Raw genomic sequence first — 19,052 nt, 5'->3', positions numbered from 1 at the left:
GCCCCGCGCCGAGCGCGGACGGCGTCCCGGAGGAGAGAGGGCTCAGGAGAGGCCGTCGACGTCCGCAGGGCCGCGGCTGATCAGTCCGCCGCGGACGTGCTCGACGGTGGGGTCGAGCTGGACCGGATCGCGCTCGTCCGCCGCCTCGTCGTTGATCACGGCCGAGACGATGCCGCGCCAGTCGGTGCCCTCGGCCACGGCGTCCTCGGAGCCGACGCGGCGCGTGACGAACACGGCCTCCGACTCCTCGCCCGCGTGTGAGATGACGGCGAGGACGCCGACGGTGCGACCGCCCGGGTGCTCGATCCGCCACTCCTCGTGCCCGGACGGGACGAGCGAGAACTCCAGGCCCGCGTGCGGGAAGCCGGTGGGGCGCAGCTCGGACGGGGATCCGCTCTGCGGAGGCGCGCCGCGGGTGGGGACCCCGGCGCCCTCGCCGCTCGTCGTGCTCATGCCGACGTCGCCGCGGGTTCCGCCGGCTCCGGAGCTGTCGTTCGCCGCGACCATGCGGTCGTCGCCGCTCCGCAGCGCGTCGTCCGCTCCGGTGTAGATGCTGTCGTCTCGGTTCATGGGAACCTCCTTGTCGGCGGCCAGTGTAGGACCGCGGGGTGGGTGGCGAGCGGGCGCCGTTCGTAGACTGGGGGGATGCAGATCCCGGTGACCGGTGCCGTGCGGGTGGACGCGTGGCTCTGGGCGGTGCGCATCTACAAGACGCGCTCCGCCGCGACGACCGCGGCCCGGGCCGGCCACATCCGCGTCAACGGCGAGCGGGCCAAGGCGGCGCAGACCGTGCGGGTGGGCGATGAGGTCCGCGCCCGGATCGGCGGCTTCGACCGGGAGCTGATCGTCCGCGGACTCGTGGTCAAGCGGGTCGGTGCGCCGGTGGCCGCCGAGTGCATGGAGGACCGGACGCCCCCGCCGCCACCCCGGGAGTCCGCGCCGGGCGTGATCGTCCGTGACCGCGGAGCGGGCCGCCCGACGAAGCGCGACCGGCGCGACATCGAGCGCCTCCGCGGATTCTGACCGCGCGACCCGCCGGCGGCCTCAGGGGGCGAGTGCGCGCAGGCGCTCCAGGAGCCCCTCCGCCGCCTCGTCGAGGAACCGCTGCTGCAGCTCGTCGCCGACCTGGACGAGGGCGATGTCGGTGAAGCCCGCCTCGATGTAGGGCACGAAGCTCTGGGCGAGCTCGTCGAGGTCGGGGCCGCAGGCGATCTGCTCGGCGACGTCCTCCGGGCGCACGAACTGGCTCGCTCCGGCGAAGCCGGCGGGGGTCGGCAGATCGGAGTTGACCGCCCAGCCGCCGGCGAACCAGCGGAACTGCTCGTGGGCCAGCGCCACTCCCTGCTCCTTGTCCGGCGCCCAGCAGATCGGGATCTGGCCGATCGTGCGCGAGGGGGCGGCGTCCGCACCGCGGACCGCGGTCCACTGCGAGATCAGCTCCGCGTCGGGCTCGGTCGTGATGAGGTGGTCGCCGATCGGCGCGAAGCGGGCGATCGACTTCTCCCCCGAGACCGCCAGGCCGATCTCGACCGGCGTGTCCGGCAGGTCCCAGATGCGGGCGGAGTCGACGCGGAAGTACTCGCCCTCCCAGGTCACCAGCTCGCCGGTGTGCAGCTCGCGGATGAGGTGGACGGCCTCCTCGAGCATGTCCTGGCGCACGGCGACCGAGGGCCAGCCCTCGCCGACGACGTGCTCGTTGAGGTTCTCGCCCGAGCCGAGGCCGAGCGTGAAGCGGTCGTCGGAGAGGATCGCGAGCGTCGCGGCCTTCTGCGCCACCACGGCCGGGTGGTAGCGGATGGTCGGCGCGGTGACGTAGGTCGTGAGGTCGATGGTCGACGTGGCCTGCGCGACCGCTCCGAGCAGCGTCCAGGCGTAGGAGGCGTGCCCCTGCTCGGTCAGCCACGGCGAGTAGTGGTCGCTCGAGACCGCGAACTCGAAGCCGAGCCTCTCAGCGTCGACCGCGTAGCCCACCAGCTGCTTGGGTCCGCTCTGCTCGGTCATCAGGGTGTATCCGAATCGCACCATCGTCCGTCCTCGTTCCGCTCGTCGTGGATGCCCGGGGGCACGTCCCATGGTGGGCGGGGCGCCGGATGCGCGCTAACCCCTTGCCCCGGTCGCGAGCGGCGGCTAGCGCGGCGTCAGACGAAGCGGATGCGGTTCTGCACCCGGGTGCGGACCTCGAACGACTCGCCGTACCCGCCGAGCCGCGGGTCGTCCGTGCCGGAGCGCAGCAGCTGCGGCAGCAGCGAGCGGCGGATGACGACGGCGCCCTGGTGCCTGCCGCGCTCGACCTGCTCGAACGGCTGCTCCAGCGCGTCGTCCGGCACGACCACGACGCTCGTCGAGAACCGGACGCCCAGCTCGCGGCCGAGACGGCGCGCGGCCTTCGCGAGCGAGGCGATCGGCTTCTCGTCCTCGGCGATCCCGGGGCCCTCGAGCTCGCCCTTCTTCAAGCGGACCGGGTCGCCCCAGTCGGCGGAGGTCAGCGCGAGCAGGCCGGCCGGCCCGAGCACGAGGTGGTCGATCTTGAGCCCGCCGTCGCCGACCGCGACGTCGTTCCAGATCGTGTAGGCGATGCCGAGCGCGCCGACGAGCGCGGCCGTCGCCTCCTCGGCCTGAGCCTTCGCGAGCCAGGAGCGGATCTCGCGAGGAGCGGAGCGGACGATCGCCGGGTCGAAGGGGTCCTCGGTCTCGACGCCGCGGCCGAGCCACTCGCGCACCAGGCGCAGGTAGTACCCGCGCGCCGCGCCTCCCGGGTGACCGTAGGAGCGGGCGCGCACGGCCGAGGCGGTCTGCGGGCGCGGCGAGCCGGTGTACGGCGACTGCGGGGAGGACCTCCCGGGGGCGGGAGCGCCTCGGTCGTAGTCGCCGCGGGCGGAGGCGCTGCCGATCCGCTCCCAGGCGAGCTGCACCGCGTGGAACGACGCGGCGTCGCCTCCCGTGTCCGGATGGGTCTCGCGGAGGCGGAGCCGGTACGCCCGGCGGAGCTCGTCGTCGGACGCGGTGGCGGCGACGCCCAGCACCTCGTAGGGGGTGCGGGCGGCGTGGCTGTCGGGCATGTGCTTCCGGGAGGGTCGGGGCGGGGGGGGTTCCGAGTGTATCGACGCGGGCCGGGCGCCCGGTGGGAGCGCGCACCGCGTCGGCTCGGAACGCGCCGAGCGCCCAGCGGGGGAACGGGCGCCCGGCGGGGGTCAGTGCGCGAGCAGCTCGCGCACCCGCGGGATGACCTGCGTGCCGTAGAGCTCGATGTTGCGCATGATCGCCGGGTGCGGCAACGTCCCGGCGCTGTACTTGAGGTCGAAGCGGTCGATGCCCAGGGCCTCGACCGTTCGCGCGATCTTCCGGGCGACCGTCTCGGGCGAGCCGAGGTGGATGGCGCCGTCGGGGCCGGCCTCCTCCTCGAAGCGCTCGCGGGTCATCGGGGACCAGCCGCGCTCGCGGCCGATGGCGTCCATCATCGCCTTGTGGTGCGGGAAGTACAGCTCGCGCGCCTCCTCGTCGGTGTCGGCGACGAAGCCGGGCGAGTGCACGGCGACCGGGAGGCGGGGCTGCTCGAGCTGGTCGAGCGCGCGGCCGAAGAGGTCGACGTAGGGGCGGAAGCGGGCCGGCGAGCCGCCGATGATCGCCAGGACGAGCGGGAAGCCGTACCGGGCGGCGCGGACGACCGACTCAGGGCTGCCACCGACGCCGATCCAGGTGCGGAGGGTGCCGTTGTCGAGGGTCGGGTAGACGCTCTGCTCGGTGAGCGCGGGGCGGGTCGTGCCCTGCCAGGTGACCGGGCCGCCCTGGATCAGGGCGTGGAAGAGGTCGAGCTTCTCCTCGAAGAGGACCTCGTACTGCGCGAGGTCGTAGCCGAAGAGCGGGAAGGACTCGGTGAAGGAGCCGCGGCCGAGGATGACCTCGGCCCGGCCGCCGGAGAGTCCGTCGAGGGTGGCGAAGCGCTGGTAGACGCGCACCGGGTCGTCCGAGGAGAGGACCGTCACGGCGGAGCCGAGGTGGATGCGCTCGGTGCGGGCCGCGATGGCGGCGAGCACGACGTCCGGTGCGCTCACGGCGAAGTCGGCGCGGTGGTGCTCGCCGATCCCGAAGAAGTCGATGCCGACCCGGTCGGCCAGGACTCCCTCCTCGACCACGTCGCGGAGGACCTGGCCGTGCGGCAGCGGGGCGCCGTCGGGGCCGGCGGTGACGTCGCCGAACGTGTCGACGCCGAACTTGACTTCATGCATACTCATGGACTTCTGCAACCTCCGGGGGTCGACGGCTATTCCTGCGGGCGGGGTCCGACGTCCCCGGGCAGGAGCGCGTCGGAAGAGACGATCCCCGCCTCGAGCGCCGGCTCGCGGTAGGCGCGCCCGAGCGAGGCGACGGTGTCGTGCGCGTTCAGGCCGCTCGGGTTCGGCAGCACCCAGAGCGGCGCGCCCGCCACGTCCTCCTCCTGCCTGCCCTGCACCGCCCTGCGGCGTCCGAACGCGATCCGGTAGGCGGTGATGCCGACGACCGCGACGGCCCGGGGCCGCACCCGCTCCACGGTGGCGACCAGCCGCTGAGCGCCCTCGCGCAGCTCCTCCGCGGTCAGCTCGTCGGCGCGGGCGGTCGCCCGGGAGGCGAGATTGGTGATGCCGACGCCGCGGGAGACGAGCTCCGCGCGGTCCGCAGCGCTCATCCCCTCGGACACGCGCGGCGCGCGCTCGAGGATCCCGGCCGCGACGAGCGCCGGGTAGAAGCGGTTGCCGGGGTGGGCGAAGTGCGCGCCGGTGGCGGCGGTCCACAGCCCCGGGTTGATGCCGACGAAGAGGAGCCGGACGTCGTCGCCCAGCAGGTCCTCGACGGTGCGGTCCTGGAACGCTGCGAGCTCGGCGCGGGTGAACGGCATGCGACCATCCTGCCGCGGCGCAAGTCCTCTCGGCTCGGGGTCGCCGGTGCCAGCATGGAGGCATGACGAACGCATCCCAGGACCACCCGATCCAGCACGGCAGCGACGACGCGCAGCTCGACGAGAAGCTGCGCGGCGTGCTGCTGCAGGTCGCCGGCGACGCCGAGCTGCGACCGGAGGAGGACGTCGAGACCCTGCTGCGCCAGCGCCTGCGCGACACGCGCATCTCGATCTCGGACGAGGCGATCCCGGGGCTCGCCAAGCGCATCCCCGGCCTCATGCAGCGCGGGGGCGGCGACGTGAACCCCGGGGCGCACTAGCCCCGAGGGACGGGCGCGGGCCGAGCGGCCGCTCGGACCCGCGCCTGCCCGCGCTACTCGGGGACCGCCGGGCCCTTGCGGTGGTGGTCGAACACCAGACTCGTGCGCGTCGAGGCCACCGCCGGGTTCGCCGAGAGGTTCGAGACCACGAAGTCCCGCACGTCGCTGGAGTCGCGGACCGCGACGTGGATGATGAAGTCCTCTGAGCCGCCGAGGAAGAACACCTGCACCACCTCGGGCAGCGCGCGGATCTCCTCCGCGAAGCGCGTGATCGCCTGGCGCTGGCCGACGCGGATGCTGACGCTGATCAGCGCCTGCAGGGTCAGGCCGAGCGCCGCCGGGTCGAGCTCGGCGGTGAAGCCGGTGATGACGCCGCGCTCGACGAGGCCCCGGACGCGTGCGACGCAGGTCGACGGGGCGATGCCGGCGCGCTCGGCGAGCCGGCTGTTGGGCGTCCGCGCGTCGGCGCGGAGGAGGCGCACCAGGGTCCGATCGACCGGATCCAGGTCGTCGAGGTCGTGCAGATCCTTCGGTGGCATGCGCCCGCTCCCTCACTCCGCCGACGAACCTTCGGCCCGTGCGGTGACTTCCGACCGATCCTGCGGAGTTCCCCCGCTCCGGGCACGATCTTCGCACGATGGGGGCAGAGCCGGTGCAGGATCGGCGCCCACCGCCCGCCCCGCGGGCCGCAGCGAAGGAGCCGCCGTGCGCGTCGGGATCCCCACCGAGATCAAGAACAACGAGAACCGGGTCGCCGCCACTCCGGCCGGCGTCCACGAGCTGGTGCGCCGCGGCCACGAGGTCCTCGTCGAGGCCGGCGCGGGCCTGGGCTCGCGCGTGTCGGACGACGACTTCCGCCGCGCCGGCGCCCTCGTCGTCGACGGGCCCGACGAGGTCTGGGGCGAGTCCGAGCTGGTCCTCAAGGTCAAGGAGCCGATCGAGGCCGAGTACCCGCGGATGCGCCGCGACCAGGTGCTCTTCACCTACCTCCACCTCGCCGCCTCCCGCCCGTGCACCGATGCGCTGCTCGCGGCGGGGACGACCTCCATCGCCTACGAGACGGTCCAGCTGGACGACCGGCGGCTGCCGCTGCTCTCGCCGATGAGCGAGGTCGCCGGGCGCCTGTCGATCACGGTCGGCGCCTACCACCTCATGAGTGCCGTCGGCGGACGGGGCACGCTACTCGGCGGGGTCCCCGGCACTCCGAAGGCGAAGGTCGTCGTGATCGGCGGCGGCACGGCTGGCGAGCACGCCGCGGCGAACGCCCTCGGCATGGGGGCCGACGTCACGATCGTCGACCTCTCGCTCCCCCGCCTCGCGCAGCTCGAGAACCGCTTCCAGGGCGCGATCCAGACCCGCGCCTCCTCGGCCTACGAGATCGCCGCGCAGCTGGCCGACGCCGACCTCGTGATCGGATCCGTCCTCATCCCGGGCGCCAAGGCGCCCAAGCTGGTGACCGACGAGATGGTCGCCACGATGAAGCCGGGCTCGGTGCTGGTCGACATCGCGATCGACCAGGGCGGCTGCTTCGAGGGCTCGCGTCCGACCACGCACGACGACCCGGTGTTCCCCGTGCACCGGAGCGTCTACTACTGCGTCGCGAACATGCCCGGCGCCGTCCCCGAGACCTCGACCCGCGCGCTCACCAACGCGACGCTCCCCTACGCGCTCGCGCTGGCCGACCGCGGGTGGCGGGCCGCCCTGGCCGCCGACCCGGCGCTCGCCCGCGGCCTGAGCACCCACGACGGCCGGGTGACGAACACCGCCGTCGCCGCGGCCTTCGACCTCCCGGCCGTGCCGGTGGAGTCGCTGCTGCTCTAGGCGCCCGCGGGCGCGAGGCCGAGCCCCCCGAGGATCTCGGCGATCTCCTCCTCCGGAGCGCCGCCCACGTCGACCGTGACGTGGAGCTCGTCGTCGCCGAGGGGCTCGAGCGCCTCGAACTGCGAGTCGAGCAGCGTGGTCGGCATGAAGTGGCCGACCCGCGAGGCTAGCCGCCCGGCGATACGGTCCCTCGATCCCGCGAGGTGCGCGAAGACGAGGTCGTCGCGGCGCAGGACGTCGCGGTAGCGGCGGCGCAGGGCAGAGCAGGTCACGACGACCGAGCCGCCCGCGGCGATCCGCTGGTCCACCACGCGGGCGATCTCGGCCAGCCAGGGCGCCCGGTCCTGGTCGGTCAGCGGGATGCCGGCGTGCATCTTGTCGACATTCGCCTGCGGGTGCAGGTCGTCCCCCTCGAGGAACTCCCAGCCCAGTCGGCGCGCCAGGAGCGACGCGACGGTCGACTTGCCGCTGCCGGAGACGCCCATGACGACGACGGCGCGGACGGGGACGGTGGGAAGAGCGGTCATCAGATACCTCCTACGAAGAGACCGATCAGGAGGACCCCGGCGAGCCCGGTCACCGAGACCAGGCACTCCATCACGGTCCAGGTCTTGAGCGTCTGGCCGATGCTGAGCCCGAGGTACTCCTTCACCAGCCAGAACCCGGCGTCGTTGACGTGCGACAGGAACACCGAGCCGGCGCCGATCGCGAGCACCATGAGGGCGACCATCGGCCCGTCCATGGTCTCGGTCAGCGGCTGGAGGATCCCTGCGGCGGTCACGGTGGCGACGGTCGCGGAGCCGGTGGCGACGCGGATCACGACGGCCACGAGCCAGGCGAGCAGCAGCGCCGAGGCGCCGCTCCCTTCCGCGAGCTGGGCGACCACCCCGCCGATCCCGGTGTCGACGAGGACCTGCTTGAAACCGCCGCCCGCGCCGACGATGAGCAGGATGCCCGCGATCGGCGGCAGCGAGCTCGAGAGCGAGGTCTGCAGCTCGGTGCGGTTCATCCGGCCGCCGCGGCCGAGCAGGACCAGACCGGCCAGGAGCGCGATCCCCAGCGCGATGGTCGGCGTGCCGAGGAAGTCGAGGGCCCCCTTCCAGGCGTCCGTGGAGCCCGGGGCCGCGATGTCGGCGATCGCCTTGCCCAGCATCAGCACGACCGGCAGCAGGATGCTCGCGACGGCGGCGGCGAAGCCCGGGCGGTGCTCGCGCGTCTCGCCCGCGCCCTCGCCGAAGAGCGGCGGCGTCTCCACCGGCGCCCAGCGGGCGGCGACCCGGCCGAAGAGCGGGCCGGCGACGACGACGGTGGGGATCGCGACCAGGACGCCGAACGCGAGGGTCACGCCGAGGTTCGCGCCGAGCGCGTCGATCGCGACCAGCGGTCCTGGGTGGGGCGGGACGAGGCCGTGCATCACCGAGAGGCCGGCGAGCGTCGGGATCGCCACCTTCATCAGCGGCAGACCGCTCCGGCGGGCGACCAGGATCACGACCGGGATCAGCAGCACGAGCCCGACCTCGAAGAACATCGGCAGCCCGATCAGCGCGCCGACGAAGCCCATCATCCAGGGCAGCGCGCGAGTGCTCGAGCGGGCGATGAGGGTGTCCACGATGCGGTCCGCGCCGCCCGAGTCGACGAGGAGCTTGCCGTACATCGCGCCGAGGCCGATGAGGATGCCGACGCCGCCCATGGTGTTGCCGAACCCCAGCGCGAAGCTGGCGACCGCGTCCGCCGCCGCCAGCCCCGCGATCAGGCCCGTCGTCAGCGCTCCGATCAGCAGGGAGACGAAGGGGTGCAGCTTCAGCCAGGTGATCAGCACGACGATCACGGCGATGCCGACGACGGCGGCGAGGATCAGCTGCCCCTGCCCGGCGGTGGTGGCCGGCGCGTCCCCGGCGGCGGCGCGGAGGGCGGGGAGGAGGGTCGGTGTCATGAGCGTCCTTGGTCGAGCCGACGGCCAGCGGCCGGCTTTTGTCCGACATAACCTGCGTGTGTCCCGATCATGCCTGAAGATCGGCCGGGGCGCGACTCCGGCGATGGCAGGATGACCGCATGCCCGCGCCGACGCCCTCGCTGCACCACTCGGTGCTGGACGAGCTCGGCTCGCAGATCGTGCGCGGCGAGCTCGCGCCGGGCACCACCTTCAGCGCCGACGAGCGTGCGGAGCGGCGCGGGGTCTCCCGCTCGGTGATGCGGGAGGCGGTGCGCGTCCTCGAGACGCTCGGGCTCGTGACGTCCCGCCGCCGCGCGGGGACGCGGGTCCAGCCTCCGGAGTGCTGGAACGCCCTGGACACGCGGGTCGTCGCATGGGGACTGGACGGCCCGGACCGGCGGCGCCAGCTGCACCAGCTCAGCGAGCTCCGCCTCGGGGTGGAGCCGCTCGCGGCCCGGCTCGCCGCGGCGAACGCGACCGAGGAGCAGCGGCGGACGCTCACGGAGGCGGGCGACGCCCTCTCCACCCACTCCCGCGCAGCCGACCAGTCCGCCTACCTCGCCGCCGACACCGCCTTCCACCGCTCCCTCCTGGCCGCGTCCGGCAACCGGATGCTCGCGCATCTGGGCGATCTGGTCGCCGAGGTCCTCGCCGGCCGCACCCGCAATGCGCTCATGCCGCGCGAGGCCGACTCCACCGCGGTGCGGCTGCACCGGGCGGTGGCCGCCGCCGTCGCCTCGGGCGACGCGGACGCTGCGGAGGCCGCGATGCGGGCGATCGTCGAGGAGTCGGACCGGGCGGTGCAGGAGAGCTGACGGGGTTGCACGCCCGCAGCGCCGCGCGCACAGTGGAGCGCATGGTCGAGGGATACACGTCCGCGCAGGTGCGGGCCGCCGAGGCTCCGCACCTGGCCCGGCGGGAGCCGCTGATGCAGCGCGCCGCCGACGGCCTCGCCCGCGAGCTGCGTCTCGTGCTCGCCGGGCGCTCCGACCGCTCCCGTCCGGCCTCGGTGCTCGTCCTGGTCGGTCCGGGCGACAACGGCGGTGACGCGCTCTACGCGGCCGCCGAGCTCTCCTCCTCCGGAACCGACGTCGTCCTCGTCCTCACGGCCGAGCGGGTGCACCGCCGGGGCCTCGCCGTGGCGCTCGACGAGGGCTGCGGGCAGGTGCCGGCCGACGACGCGCCCGGCCTCGCCGCGGCGGTGGCGCGGGCGGATGTCCTGGTCGACGGGATCCTCGGCATCGGAGCGACGGAGCCCGCGCTGCGGGGGCGGCCGCGCGTCGTCGTCGAGGCGGTGCTCGACGCGCTGGAGCGGCGGGCCGAGCGCCCGGTGGTCGTCGCCGTCGACCTGCCGAGCGGCATCCATCCCGACGACGGGTCGGTCCCCGATCCCACCGTGCTGCGCGCCGATGTGACGGTCGCCTTCGGCGCGATCAAGGCCGGTCTGCTGCTGCCTCCGGGCGACTCCTACGCGGGCCGTCTGCGCCTGGTCGACATCGGCCTCGGCCCGGACCTGGCCGGAGTGGAGCCCGCGGTCCGCGAGTGAGTGAGCGGCTCAGGAGGGAGCGAGGAGGTGCGCCTTCTCGGGGTGCTGCTCGAACCACTGCCCGACGTACCAGCACATCGGCACGACGCTCCGCCCGCCGGCGGCCTCGATGTCGTCGACGGCGAAGGAGACCAGCTCTCCTGCGAGCCCGCGGCCTCGGAAGGGCGGGGTCGTGAAGGAGCGGACGAGGGAGACGCTGCCGGGCGCCTCGCGGTAGTCGAGGACGCCCACCAGGGCGCCGTCGAGGTGGAGCTCGTAGCGCGACGCGTCGTCCGCCCGGCGGAAGTCTTTGGCCATGCCTCCAGAGTAGGACGGCCAGGACGGATCAGGCCTCGTCGCCGAGCATCTCGCCGTCGACGTAGAGCCAGCGACCGTCCTCGCGCAGGAAGCGGCTGCGCTCGTGCACGAGGCCTGGGCCGGCGGGCGAGCGGTAGGAGGCGCGGAACTCGACCAGGCCCTCCTCGTCGCCCTCCCCGCCGAACGAGGTGTCGACGATCTGGAGCCGGCGCCACTGGAGGTCGGGATCGAGGTCGATGCGGCGCGGCCGGGTCGAGGGGTGCCAGCTCGCGAGCAGGTAGGGAGCGCTGCCGAGGACGTTCGCGCTGTAGCGGCTGCGCATCAGGCGCTCCGCCGTCGGCGAGGGCTCCTCGCCGAGGTGGGCGGGGCGGCAGCAGTCGGCGTAGTGGCGGCGGCTTCCGCAGGGGCAGGAGTCGGCGGGGTGCATCCGGCCAGTGTGGCAGGCGATGCGGCGCCCCCGGCCCGGCGCGGCTCCGGCGAGCGCCGCGACTCCCCGGGCCGTCCAGGTGTGCATCCCCTCCACATCCGCTCCGCCGCCTTGAGGGTGCCGCCGGATCCCGGCAACGTGGCCCCCTCATCGACCACGGACGGAAGGAACGACCCGATGCTCACGCTCACCGACAACGCCAGCACCGTCGTCAAGACCATCACCGGGCAGACCGAGACCCCCGTCGAGGGAGGCCTGCGCATCAGCGGCACCGATCTCGACGCCCGCAACTTCGCGGTCGCGGTCGCCGCGGCCCCCGAAACGACGGACGCCGTCGTGGAGCAGGACGGAGCGCGCGTGTTCCTCGACGTCGCCGCCTCCGTCGCTCTCGGCGACAAGGTCCTCGACGCGCAGGTGGACGAGGGCGGCTCCGTCAGCTTCGGGATCGCTCCCCAGGACTGACCCCGTCGACATCGGAGGCCGCCCCCACCGCAGTGCGGGAGGGCGGCCTCCGTCGTCCCAGGATCAGGAGAGGACGTCGCGAGTGGTGAAGCGGCCGATCGCGAGCGACCCGAACACGGCGACGTAGGCGAGCTGGAGCAGCGCGTTCTCGCCGAAGGAGCTCCACGCGATCGGGTCGCGCAGGAGATCGGCGAAGTCGAACCACCGGTCCGTCAGCAGGAACGGGTGGAGGGCGTCCAGCTGCGAGAGCGAGCCGACGATCTGCGCCGCGATGGAGACGACGACGGTGGCCGCCATGGCGCCGACCGGCACATCGGTCAGCGTCGAGATGAAGAGGCCGATCGCCGAGAGCCCGACGAGCGAGAGCGCCGCGTACACGGCGATCGCCAGGGCCCGGCCGATCGCGTCGCCGAGCGGGACGGTGCTGCCGGAGAGCAGCGTCACCGGTCCCGCCGGGAAGAGCGCCAGGCCGATCAGGATCCCGACCACCATGACGGTGAGCGCTGCGGCGAGGCAGAAGGCGAGGGAGGCGGCGAACTTCACCGCGAGCAGCCGCACCCGGCCGACGGGGCTGACCAGCAGGTAGCGCAGCGTCCCGAGCGAGGCCTCGCCCGCGATCGCGTCGCCGGCGACGACCCCGACCGTGAGCGGGAGGAACAGCGGGACGGCGACCGTGATGGCCGCGAAGCCGGTGAAGAGGCCGTTGCCGGCGATCGCGCCCACGAAGGAGGGCCCGCCTCCGTCGCCGCCCGAGAGCCGCACCGCGACGGCGAGCAGGATCGGGATGGCGGCCAGGGCCGCGAGCAGCGCCCAGGTGCGGCGCCGGCGGAAGAGCAGGGCGAGCTCGGAGGCGAGCAGGGACCCGATCCCCGCGCGGCGGACGGTCGCGTCAGCGCTCGACATCGAAGCCCTCCCCGGTCAGCTCGACGAAGCGCTCCTCGAGCGAGGGGCGGCGGACGGCGAACCCGCGGACGCGGACGTCGGCCCGCACGAGGTCGGCGACCAGCGTCTCGGCCTCGAGCCCGGGCGGCAGTGCGGCGACGACCAGCGGCGGATCGGCGGGGTGCGGGCCCGGCGCGGTGCGCGGCTCCAGACCCCGGGTGTGCAGGGCCACGATCGCGCGCTCGCGGTCGGGCGTCAGCAGCTCGACCGAGGCGGCGTCCCCGCGCAGCTCGTCGAGCCCGCCCTGGGCGACGAGGCGCCCGGTGCGCATGACGGCGGCGTGGGTGCAGAGCTGCTCGATCTCGGCGAGGAGGTGGCTGGAGACGAGGACGGTCGTGCCGTCCTGGTTCAGTCCGCGCACGAGAGCGCGGACCTCGCGGGTGCCCTGCGGATCGAGGCCGTTCGTGGGCTCGTCCAGCACGATCAGGTCGCGCGGCGAGAGCAGGGCGACCGCGATGCCGAGCCGCTGCTTCATGCCCAGGGAGTAGGAGCCGACCTTCTTGCGCGCCGCGGCCGAGAGACCGACGCGGGCGAGGGCCTCCTTCGCACGGGTGTCGCGGGTGCGGGACGAGGTGCCCGCCTCCGCGGCGTCGAAGCGCCGGAGGTTGGCCGCTCCGGAGAGGAACGGGTAGAAGCCCGGCCCCTCGACCAGCGCTCCCACCCGGGGCAGGACCTCGGCCGCGCGCCGGGGCATGGCCTGCCCGAGGACGGTGATGCTGCCCGCGGTCGGCGCGGCGAGGGCGAGCAGCATCCGGATCGTCGTGGTCTTGCCCGAGCCGTTCGGGCCGAGGAAGCCGAAGACGGCGCCGCGGGGAACGGCGAGATCGAGACCGGAGACCGCTTCCTGGCGCCCGAAGCGCTTGGTGAGGCCCCGCGTCTCGACGGCGAGCTCGCCCGCCGTCACCGAGCGGAGGCCGCGTCGCGGAGCGCCTCGGCCGGGACCGCGCCGGCGAGGACGCGTCCGTCGTCGGTGACGAGGACGGTCAGCAGGGCGGAGGAGAGGATCCGGCCGCCGTCGACCGGCGTGGTGACCGCGTCGAGCGAGGAGAGCGCGTCGGCGTCACCGGCGGGCAGCTCGACGACGCTCGTCCAGCCGGAGCCCGTGGTGACGACGTCGGAGTGCTCGGCCGTGCCCGCGGCGGGCGCGTCGGAGGCGTCCGCCTCGTCGTCGACCGGAGCGGCCTGCTCCGTCACCTCGGCGCCGGCCGGGGGCGTGAAGGAGAAGAGGGACGCGTCGGGCGTCGAGAAGTCGATGCTCGTGTACGCGACGCTGAACGCGGGCGCGGTGCCCCCGCGGGCGGTCACGGCTACCCCGAGCGGGAGGCCCGTCTCGCCGTCGACCGAGACGGTCACGGAGCCCACGAGGGTGCCGCCGTCGCGGGGCGTGAGCACGAGCTCGTACGCGTCGCGCCCGGCGACGCTGACGTCCGAGCCGACCGCGACCGTGGTCGTCGGGTCGATCGCGGCGAGCAGCTGCTCGGCGGCGGACGACGGCGTCACGACCTGATCGCCCGGCGAGGCCTCGGGGGCTCCGCCCGCGGGAGGCACGAGGTGGGTGGCGGTGTTCGCGCTCGAGTCGTAGATCCAGACTCCGTCGGTCGTCGAGGCGACGACGTCGCGCTCGGCCAGCCGGTCGAGCACCTGGAGGCGCGCGCCCTTCTCGGCGTCGACGTACACGCGCGCCTGGTGCGAGCCCGTGGCGAGCTCGACGAGGGAATCGGCGGGGTCGGCGGACGCCGAGCCGGCCGAGCCGCCGAGCGCCGAGAGGTCGGGCAGGCCGAGGTCCGAGGTCTGCCGGATCTCGCCGGAGAACGCCGAGGTGTCGCTCTCGGCGACGAAGGCGAGGAGGTCGGCGGCGGACTTCTCGGGGAGGTCTCCCGCGGCGCTCGCCGAGAAGGGGAGGGCGACGGCCGCGGCGACGACGACCGCGGGGACGACGGCGACGGGCGTCCAGCGCTTCCAGTCAATGCTCATGCCGGGAACGCTACGCCTCGAACCTCCGCGGCGGGCCCGGAACGTGCCGGTCCACAGCCTTCCGGAAGGGGGTGCGGTCCGAGACCGCGGCCCCTTCCGGAAGGGGGTGCGGTCCGAGACCGCGGCCGGGATGATCAGGGCATGGACCTCCCGTTCGCGCTCCCCGTCGCCCCGATGCTCGCCAAGGCCGTTCCTGCGGTGCCGGAGCAGACCGCCGTCGCGGGCGGATACTCCTACGAGCCGAAGTGGGACGGGTTCCGCGCGATCGTCTCGGTCTCCGGCGGGGAGTGCGAGATCGGGAGCCGCGGCTCCAAGCCGCTGACCCGGTACTTCCCCGAGCTCGTCGAGGCCTTCCTCCGGCTGCTCCCCGACGGCTGCGTGGTCGACGGCGAGATCGTCCTGGCGACCGGCGAGCCGGGAGCGCAGCGGCTCGACTGGGACCTGCTCTCGCAGCGCATCCATCCGGCCGCGAGCCGCGTGAGGATGCTGGCGGAGACCACCCCGGCGATGCTCGTCGCCTTCGACCTGCTCGCCGTGGACGGGCGCAGCATGCTCGAGGAGCCGTACTCGGCGCGGCGGGAGGCGCTCGCCGCGGTGATGGCCGGCATCCCGCATCCGCTGCACCTCGGCCGCGCCACCGACGACGAGGCCCTGGCGCGCGACTGGCTGGAGCGCTTCGAGGGCGCAGGACTGGACGGCGTCGTGGCGAAGCCCCTGGCCGCGCCCTACTCCCCCGGGAAGCGCGCCGTGCTCAAGGTCAAGCACCACCGCACGGCCGACGTGATCGCGATCGGGTACCGCGAGCACGCCTCCAAGCCGGGCGTGGGCTCGATCCTGCTCGGCCTGCACGGCGACGACGGAGAGGTCCGCCAGGTCGGCGGGGCCTCGGCCTTCAGCGACGAGCGTCGCGTGCAGCTGCTGGAGAAGCTCGCACCCGCGGTCGAGCGCGACGCGGGGGGAGCGCCGGTGCGCGGCGAGGGCGAGCGGAGCCGGTTCTCGAGCGGCCGCGACACCTCCTTCGTGCGTCTGCGTCCCGAGCTCGTGCTCGAGGTCCGCTACGACCAGCGCGAGGGCGAGCGCTTCCGGCACACCGTGCAGTTCGAGCGCTGGCGCCCGGACCGCGACGCCGCCTCCTGCACCATGGAGCAGCTGGAGCAGCCGACCGCGTACGACCTCGGCGACGTCCTCGGCTAGGCCTTCTTCGCGCGGCTGGGCTGCACGCGGGGCGGCTCGCCCGGCATCTTGGGGAAGTCGGGCGGGAACGGCAGCTCGCCGAGGCCGGCGGCGACATCGCGCTCCCACCAGGCGAGCAGGGCGTCGAGGTGACCGGGGGCGTCGTGCATCCGGGCCCACGGATCACCGCGCTCGGCGAGGCGCGCCGGGACCGTGCGGATCGTGAAGGCCCGCGGGTCGACGCCGTCGAGCTCGTCCCAGTCCAGCGGAGTGGAGACGGGAGCGTGCGCGAGCGGCCGCGGGCTGTAGGCACCGGCGATCGTGCGGTCGCGGTTGGCCTGGTTGAAGTCGACGAAGATCCGCTCGCCGCGCTCCTCCTTCCACCACGCCGTCGTGACCTGCTCGGCCATCCGCCGCTCCAGCTCGCGCGCCGCGGCGATCACCGCGTGGCGGACGTCGAGGAACTCGTGCTCGGCGACGATCGGCGCGAAGACGTGCAGGCCGCGGTTGCCGGACGTCTTCACGAACGGGTCGAGGCCGGCCTCCCGCAGGACCTCCCGCAGCGCGTGCGCGGCGACGACCGCGTCGGCGACGTCGGTGCCGGGCTGCGGGTCGAGGTCGATCCGGAGCTGGTCGGGCAGGTCGGGCGCATCGGCGCGGGACGCCCACGGGTGGAAGACGACGGTGTTCATCTGCGCCGCCCAGACGGCGGCCGCGGGCTCGTCGATCACGAGCTGCGGATGCACCCGCCCGCTCGGGTACGTCACCGGGACGGACCGGACGTACTCGGGCGCGCCCTTGGGCGGGTTCTTCGAGAAGAACTGCTCGCCCTCGATCCCGGAGGAGAAGCGCTGCAGCGAGACGGGGCGGCCGCCGTTCGCCGCGACGAACGGCTCGCCGACGGCGATCAGGTACTCCGCGACCTCGCGCTTGGTGATGCCCGGCTCCGGGAAGAGGACTCGCTCAGGGCTCGAGATCCGCACCTCCCGGTCGCCGTGCAGTCCGGGGACGGTGAGGACGACGGCGTCGCTGCTGGGCATCTGCTGAGGCTAGCCCGCGGCGCCGCCCGGCGACAGGGGTCCTCCGGGGCGTCGCCGCAGCCGGATCGGGCCCTTCGCCCGCGAGGGGTCGACGACCTGTCCGCCCTGCACGATGTCGATCTCGCCCCGGTCGACCAGGCGGCGCGCGGCCCGGCGCACGGGCTCCATCAGCGGCCGCCACTCCTCGCCGCCGACCCGGCGCGCGACCTCGGACGGGCACGCCGTCGACGACGCCGCTCGCGCGAGCAGGACGGTACGGATCTCCTCCTCGAGGCGCGCCTCCTCCGGACCGACTCCGCGACGGCGGCAGGCGTCCGAGCAGTAGCGGACGTCCTCCCAGTCGCGCGCCCACTTCGCGCGCCACTCGATCTCGCGACCGCAGGAGGCGCAGGTCTTGCTCTCGGGATGCGCGGTGGACGTGCGCTGACGGTGGGCCATGCCCTCGAGTGTGCGCGCAGACCGCGGCCGCAGCGACGGGTTGCGCTGAGGGCGAGCGACGGGTGCGCGGACGCCGGCGCCGACGACGCACACCCGATCCGGCGTGATCGGGAACAGGGAGCGGCGGATCGGCGTTCCCCGAGGTGGCGGCGTCATACTCCGCAATCTGGCGGCCCTCCCCCGGCCGGTGCGCCAGTCTGGAGGAGCCGTGCTGCGGCGCGACGGCGGGCCACCACCCCGTGCCGCACCCTCGACCGATCAGGAGTCTCCGATGAGCCGCGAGAACCTCGCCACCACCCCGGACCGCGAGCCGGAGCACCGCGCCTTCGCCGGACTCTCCCCGGAGGACTTCAAGCTCGCGTTCCGCAACCACGCCGCCGGAGTCGCGCTGATCACCGCCGACCCGGGCACCGGCCCGGTCGCCCTGACCGCGACCTCCGTCTTCTCGGTGAGCGCCGAGCCGCCGCTGTTCGTCTTCTCGCTCTCGTCCGCCTCGTCCAGCTCTCCGGCCATCCAGGCGTCCGAGACGCTGGTCGTGCACCTGCTCGGGGCGGAGCAGCTCGACCTGGCGCGCCTGGGCTCGACCAGCGGCATCGACCGCTTCGCCGACACGTCGCTCTGGTCGCGGCTGCCCACGGGCGAGCCGTTCTTCCCGGGCGCCGCCGCCTGGATCCGCGGCACGGTGATCAACCGCATGGAGGCGGGATCGTCCACGATCGTCGCCGTGCACGCCCTCGAGGCCCACGTGCCCGAGGACTCCGAGACCACGGCGCCGCTCGTCTACCACAACCGCACCTGGCACCACCTCGGCGAGCACTCCCGCCTCAGCTGAGCTCCGCGGGCGCTCCGGAGCAGGCGGTTCAGGCCTCCGGGCCGGTCGCCACCGTCCGGCCCGGCGTGCTCGACCACTGCGACCAGGAGCCCGGGTAGAGCGCCGGTGCGAAGCCCGCGAGCGTGAGCGCGACGACGTCGACCGCGGCCGAGACGCCGCTGCCGCAGTACACGCCGACGGGGGCGTGCTCCCGCACGCCGAGCGCCTCGAATCCGGCGCGCAGGTCGGAGGCGGGCCGGAACCGCCCCTCGGAGTCGAGCGCCGCGGACGCGGGAGCGTTCCGAGCGCCGGGGATGTGGCCCGCCCGCGGGTCGATCGGCTCGACCTCGCCGCGGTACCGCTCAGGGGCGCGGGCGTCGAGCAGGACGCCCGCCGAGGGCAGCGCCGCCGCCTCGTGGATGTCCAGCACCGGGAGCCGACCGTAGGCCAGCTCGACGTCGCCCCGCTCGCGCGGGACGTCGCCCGTCTCGAGCTCCCGCCCCGAGCGGATCCAGCCGGCGAGCGACCCGTCGAGCAGGCGGACGTCCTCCACTCCCGTCGCCCGCAGCAGCCACCAGGCCCGCGCGGCCGGGACGCTACGCGCGTCGTCGTACACGACGACGGACCGGCCCCGGCGGAGCCCCCAGCCGCGCGCCGCCTCCTGCAGCACCTCGATCGGAGGCAGCGGGTGGCGCCCCTCCTCCGGCTCGCCGTGGGCGGCCAGCTCGTGATCGAGGTCGACGTGCACCGCGCCGGGCAGGTGACCCGCGAGGTACTCCGGGCGGCCGTCGGGCCGGTCGAGGCGCCAGCGCACGTCGAGGACGAGCGGCGGCTCGGTGGAGGCCATGAGCTCGGCGAGCTCGTCAGGGGTGACCAGCAGGCTCTCGCGGCTGGAGGGGGTCGTCGGGGTCATGGCGTCCTTCCGATCCGCGTCGTCGGCGGAGTCCTGCCCCAAGCATGCCGGGTCGCCCGGCGGCGCGGGAGCGGCCGGGGCA

Annotated in this window: 24 protein-coding genes; 8 read left to right on the top strand and 16 right to left on the bottom strand. The window is 74.4% G+C overall.

Going from position 1 to position 19,052, the window contains the following annotated elements:
• Window positions 1-42: 42 nt before the first annotated feature.
• On the bottom strand, window positions 43-570 hold the full coding sequence (locus C5B98_RS06625) for a hypothetical protein (RefSeq protein WP_104318952.1): 528 nt from the start codon (window positions 568-570) through the stop codon (window positions 43-45).
• Between the two features lie 75 nt (window positions 571-645).
• On the opposite strand from C5B98_RS06625, the gene C5B98_RS06620 reads away from it, so the two are divergent.
• Window positions 646-1,023, top strand: coding sequence for an RNA-binding S4 domain-containing protein (locus tag C5B98_RS06620; RefSeq protein WP_181027140.1), 378 nt, complete (start codon window positions 646-648; stop codon window positions 1,021-1,023).
• A gap of 21 nt (window positions 1,024-1,044) precedes the next feature.
• Here the strand turns inward: C5B98_RS06620 and C5B98_RS06615 are convergent, their stop codons facing one another.
• From C5B98_RS06615 to C5B98_RS06600, 4 genes are all read right to left on the bottom strand, one after another.
• Window positions 1,045-2,025, bottom strand: coding sequence for a TIGR03557 family F420-dependent LLM class oxidoreductase (locus C5B98_RS06615; protein ID WP_104222565.1), 981 nt, complete (start codon window positions 2,023-2,025; stop codon window positions 1,045-1,047).
• 113 nt (window positions 2,026-2,138) lie between these two features.
• Window positions 2,139-3,059, bottom strand: coding sequence for a DnaJ domain-containing protein (locus C5B98_RS06610; protein ID WP_104327500.1), 921 nt, complete (start codon window positions 3,057-3,059; stop codon window positions 2,139-2,141).
• A 132-nt stretch (window positions 3,060-3,191) separates the two neighbouring features.
• A complete protein-coding gene (locus C5B98_RS06605) occupies window positions 3,192-4,226 on the bottom strand; it encodes an LLM class flavin-dependent oxidoreductase (RefSeq protein ID WP_104225389.1) in 1,035 nt (344 codons plus the stop codon).
• A 35-nt stretch (window positions 4,227-4,261) separates the two neighbouring features.
• The gene (locus C5B98_RS06600; RefSeq protein ID WP_104222562.1) at window positions 4,262-4,873 is read right to left on the bottom strand and encodes a mismatch-specific DNA-glycosylase; all 612 of its coding nucleotides are present in this window, start codon (window positions 4,871-4,873) and stop codon (window positions 4,262-4,264) included.
• A 62-nt stretch (window positions 4,874-4,935) separates the two neighbouring features.
• Between C5B98_RS06600 and C5B98_RS06595 the strand changes: the two genes are divergently transcribed.
• Complete coding sequence (locus C5B98_RS06595; RefSeq protein WP_104222561.1) at window positions 4,936-5,193, top strand: hypothetical protein; 258 nt, start codon at window positions 4,936-4,938, stop codon at window positions 5,191-5,193.
• A 53-nt stretch (window positions 5,194-5,246) separates the two neighbouring features.
• Here the strand turns inward: C5B98_RS06595 and C5B98_RS06590 are convergent, their stop codons facing one another.
• On the bottom strand, window positions 5,247-5,732 hold the full coding sequence (locus tag C5B98_RS06590; RefSeq protein WP_104222560.1) for an Lrp/AsnC family transcriptional regulator: 486 nt from the start codon (window positions 5,730-5,732) through the stop codon (window positions 5,247-5,249).
• 166 nt (window positions 5,733-5,898) lie between these two features.
• Here C5B98_RS06590 and ald point away from each other — a divergent pair, with 166 nt between their 5' ends.
• On the top strand, window positions 5,899-7,014 hold the full coding sequence (gene ald / locus C5B98_RS06585) for an alanine dehydrogenase (protein ID WP_104250738.1): 1,116 nt from the start codon (window positions 5,899-5,901) through the stop codon (window positions 7,012-7,014).
• On the opposite strand, the gene C5B98_RS06580 is transcribed toward ald, so the two are convergent.
• Together C5B98_RS06580 and C5B98_RS06575 are read right to left on the bottom strand one after the other, a co-directional pair.
• The gene (locus C5B98_RS06580; protein WP_104327499.1) at window positions 7,011-7,541 is read right to left on the bottom strand and encodes a gluconokinase; all 531 of its coding nucleotides are present in this window, start codon (window positions 7,539-7,541) and stop codon (window positions 7,011-7,013) included. The two genes, ald and C5B98_RS06580, sit on opposite strands and share 4 nt — an antisense overlap.
• Window positions 7,541-8,947, bottom strand: coding sequence for a GntP family permease (locus tag C5B98_RS06575; RefSeq protein WP_104327498.1), 1,407 nt, complete (start codon window positions 8,945-8,947; stop codon window positions 7,541-7,543). The genes C5B98_RS06580 and C5B98_RS06575 overlap by 1 nt, the downstream gene beginning before the upstream one ends.
• 119 nt (window positions 8,948-9,066) lie before the next feature.
• Here C5B98_RS06575 and C5B98_RS06570 point away from each other — a divergent pair, with 119 nt between their 5' ends.
• Complete coding sequence (locus tag C5B98_RS06570; protein ID WP_104222556.1) at window positions 9,067-9,762, top strand: FadR/GntR family transcriptional regulator; 696 nt, start codon at window positions 9,067-9,069, stop codon at window positions 9,760-9,762.
• 41 nt (window positions 9,763-9,803) lie between these two features.
• Window positions 9,804-10,493 carry an NAD(P)H-hydrate epimerase gene (locus C5B98_RS06565; protein WP_104225395.1) on the top strand — a complete coding sequence of 230 codons (690 nt, stop codon included), beginning with the start codon at window positions 9,804-9,806 and terminating at the stop codon, window positions 10,491-10,493.
• 9 nt (window positions 10,494-10,502) lie between these two features.
• On the opposite strand, the gene C5B98_RS06560 is transcribed toward C5B98_RS06565, so the two are convergent.
• Both C5B98_RS06560 and C5B98_RS06555 read right to left on the bottom strand, forming a co-directional pair.
• On the bottom strand, window positions 10,503-10,790 hold the full coding sequence (locus tag C5B98_RS06560; RefSeq protein WP_104222554.1) for a GNAT family N-acetyltransferase: 288 nt from the start codon (window positions 10,788-10,790) through the stop codon (window positions 10,503-10,505).
• 28 nt (window positions 10,791-10,818) lie between these two features.
• Window positions 10,819-11,304, bottom strand: coding sequence for a YchJ family protein (locus C5B98_RS06555; RefSeq protein ID WP_258063454.1), 486 nt, complete (start codon window positions 11,302-11,304; stop codon window positions 10,819-10,821).
• 90 nt (window positions 11,305-11,394) lie between these two features.
• Between C5B98_RS06555 and C5B98_RS06550 the strand changes: the two genes are divergently transcribed.
• The gene (locus C5B98_RS06550; protein WP_104222553.1) at window positions 11,395-11,679 is read left to right on the top strand and encodes a hypothetical protein; all 285 of its coding nucleotides are present in this window, start codon (window positions 11,395-11,397) and stop codon (window positions 11,677-11,679) included.
• 63 nt (window positions 11,680-11,742) lie between these two features.
• Here the strand turns inward: C5B98_RS06550 and C5B98_RS06545 are convergent, their stop codons facing one another.
• The 3 genes from C5B98_RS06545 to C5B98_RS06535 are packed head-to-tail and all read right to left on the bottom strand — an operon-like array spanning window position 11,743 to window position 14,595.
• Window positions 11,743-12,582, bottom strand: coding sequence for an ABC transporter permease (locus tag C5B98_RS06545; RefSeq protein ID WP_104250736.1), 840 nt, complete (start codon window positions 12,580-12,582; stop codon window positions 11,743-11,745).
• Window positions 12,569-13,525, bottom strand: coding sequence for an ABC transporter ATP-binding protein (locus C5B98_RS06540; RefSeq protein WP_104238593.1), 957 nt, complete (start codon window positions 13,523-13,525; stop codon window positions 12,569-12,571). Before C5B98_RS06540 ends, C5B98_RS06545 begins: the two co-directional genes overlap by 14 nt.
• Window positions 13,522-14,595, bottom strand: a complete 1,074-nt coding sequence (locus C5B98_RS06535) for a DUF2092 domain-containing protein (protein WP_104324604.1) — start codon at window positions 14,593-14,595, stop codon at window positions 13,522-13,524. The genes C5B98_RS06540 and C5B98_RS06535 overlap by 4 nt, the downstream gene beginning before the upstream one ends.
• Before the next feature lie 141 nt (window positions 14,596-14,736).
• Here C5B98_RS06535 and C5B98_RS06530 point away from each other — a divergent pair, with 141 nt between their 5' ends.
• Entirely contained in the window at window positions 14,737-15,789 is a 1,053-nt protein-coding gene (locus tag C5B98_RS06530) for an ATP-dependent DNA ligase (protein ID WP_104327497.1), read from the top strand.
• Here C5B98_RS06530 and ligD read toward each other — a convergent pair.
• Both ligD and C5B98_RS06520 read right to left on the bottom strand, forming a co-directional pair.
• Entirely contained in the window at window positions 15,786-16,808 is a 1,023-nt protein-coding gene (ligD, locus tag C5B98_RS06525; protein ID WP_181065473.1) for a non-homologous end-joining DNA ligase, read from the bottom strand. The genes C5B98_RS06530 and ligD overlap by 4 nt on opposite strands.
• Window positions 16,809-16,817: 9 nt before the next feature.
• Window positions 16,818-17,246 carry a DUF2256 and DUF3253 domain-containing protein gene (locus C5B98_RS06520; RefSeq protein WP_104233370.1) on the bottom strand — a complete coding sequence of 143 codons (429 nt, stop codon included), beginning with the start codon at window positions 17,244-17,246 and terminating at the stop codon, window positions 16,818-16,820.
• A gap of 271 nt (window positions 17,247-17,517) precedes the next feature.
• Here C5B98_RS06520 and C5B98_RS06515 point away from each other — a divergent pair, with 271 nt between their 5' ends.
• The gene (locus C5B98_RS06515) at window positions 17,518-18,078 is read left to right on the top strand and encodes a flavin reductase family protein (protein WP_104222547.1); all 561 of its coding nucleotides are present in this window, start codon (window positions 17,518-17,520) and stop codon (window positions 18,076-18,078) included.
• Window positions 18,079-18,106: 28 nt separating this feature from the next.
• On the opposite strand, the gene C5B98_RS06510 is transcribed toward C5B98_RS06515, so the two are convergent.
• The gene (locus C5B98_RS06510; protein ID WP_104324609.1) at window positions 18,107-18,970 is read right to left on the bottom strand and encodes a sulfurtransferase; all 864 of its coding nucleotides are present in this window, start codon (window positions 18,968-18,970) and stop codon (window positions 18,107-18,109) included.
• Between the last annotated feature and the right edge of the window lie 82 nt (window positions 18,971-19,052).

The organism is Rathayibacter sp. AY1A5 (assembly GCF_002930875.1).
Taxonomy (GTDB): Bacteria; Actinomycetota; Actinomycetes; order Actinomycetales; family Microbacteriaceae; genus Rathayibacter.
Note: the sequence above shows the minus strand (reverse complement) of the source record. Positions and strands in the feature narration are given on the sequence as shown.

Bases quoted from the DNA above. Each gene is read 5' to 3' on its own strand.
- C5B98_RS06625 (WP_104318952.1), bottom strand. From the start codon at position 570: ATGAACCGAGACGACAGCATCTACACCGGAGCGGACGACGCGCTGCGG.
- C5B98_RS06620 (WP_181027140.1), top strand. From the start codon at position 646: ATGCAGATCCCGGTGACCGGTGCCGTGCGGGTGGACGCGTGGCTCTGG.
- C5B98_RS06615 (WP_104222565.1), bottom strand. From the start codon at position 2,025: ATGGTGCGATTCGGATACACCCTGATGACCGAGCAGAGCGGACCCAAG.
- C5B98_RS06610 (WP_104327500.1), bottom strand. From the start codon at position 3,059: ATGCCCGACAGCCACGCCGCCCGCACCCCCTACGAGGTGCTGGGCGTC.
- C5B98_RS06605 (WP_104225389.1), bottom strand. From the start codon at position 4,226: ATGCATGAAGTCAAGTTCGGCGTCGACACGTTCGGCGACGTCACCGCC.
- C5B98_RS06600 (WP_104222562.1), bottom strand. From the start codon at position 4,873: ATGCCGTTCACCCGCGCCGAGCTCGCAGCGTTCCAGGACCGCACCGTC.
- C5B98_RS06595 (WP_104222561.1), top strand. From the start codon at position 4,936: ATGACGAACGCATCCCAGGACCACCCGATCCAGCACGGCAGCGACGAC.
- C5B98_RS06590 (WP_104222560.1), bottom strand. From the start codon at position 5,732: ATGCCACCGAAGGATCTGCACGACCTCGACGACCTGGATCCGGTCGAT.
- C5B98_RS06580 (WP_104327499.1), bottom strand. From the start codon at position 7,541: ATGACCGCTCTTCCCACCGTCCCCGTCCGCGCCGTCGTCGTCATGGGC.
- C5B98_RS06575 (WP_104327498.1), bottom strand. From the start codon at position 8,947: ATGACACCGACCCTCCTCCCCGCCCTCCGCGCCGCCGCCGGGGACGCG.
- C5B98_RS06570 (WP_104222556.1), top strand. From the start codon at position 9,067: ATGCCCGCGCCGACGCCCTCGCTGCACCACTCGGTGCTGGACGAGCTC.
- C5B98_RS06565 (WP_104225395.1), top strand. From the start codon at position 9,804: ATGGTCGAGGGATACACGTCCGCGCAGGTGCGGGCCGCCGAGGCTCCG.
- C5B98_RS06560 (WP_104222554.1), bottom strand. From the start codon at position 10,790: ATGGCCAAAGACTTCCGCCGGGCGGACGACGCGTCGCGCTACGAGCTC.
- C5B98_RS06555 (WP_258063454.1), bottom strand. From the start codon at position 11,304: ATGCACACCTGGACGGCCCGGGGAGTCGCGGCGCTCGCCGGAGCCGCG.
- C5B98_RS06550 (WP_104222553.1), top strand. From the start codon at position 11,395: ATGCTCACGCTCACCGACAACGCCAGCACCGTCGTCAAGACCATCACC.
- C5B98_RS06545 (WP_104250736.1), bottom strand. From the start codon at position 12,582: ATGTCGAGCGCTGACGCGACCGTCCGCCGCGCGGGGATCGGGTCCCTG.
- C5B98_RS06535 (WP_104324604.1), bottom strand. From the start codon at position 14,595: ATGAGCATTGACTGGAAGCGCTGGACGCCCGTCGCCGTCGTCCCCGCG.
- C5B98_RS06530 (WP_104327497.1), top strand. From the start codon at position 14,737: ATGGACCTCCCGTTCGCGCTCCCCGTCGCCCCGATGCTCGCCAAGGCC.
- ligD (WP_181065473.1), bottom strand. From the start codon at position 16,808: ATGCCCAGCAGCGACGCCGTCGTCCTCACCGTCCCCGGACTGCACGGC.
- C5B98_RS06520 (WP_104233370.1), bottom strand. From the start codon at position 17,246: ATGGCCCACCGTCAGCGCACGTCCACCGCGCATCCCGAGAGCAAGACC.
- C5B98_RS06515 (WP_104222547.1), top strand. From the start codon at position 17,518: ATGAGCCGCGAGAACCTCGCCACCACCCCGGACCGCGAGCCGGAGCAC.
- C5B98_RS06510 (WP_104324609.1), bottom strand. From the start codon at position 18,970: ATGACCCCGACGACCCCCTCCAGCCGCGAGAGCCTGCTGGTCACCCCT.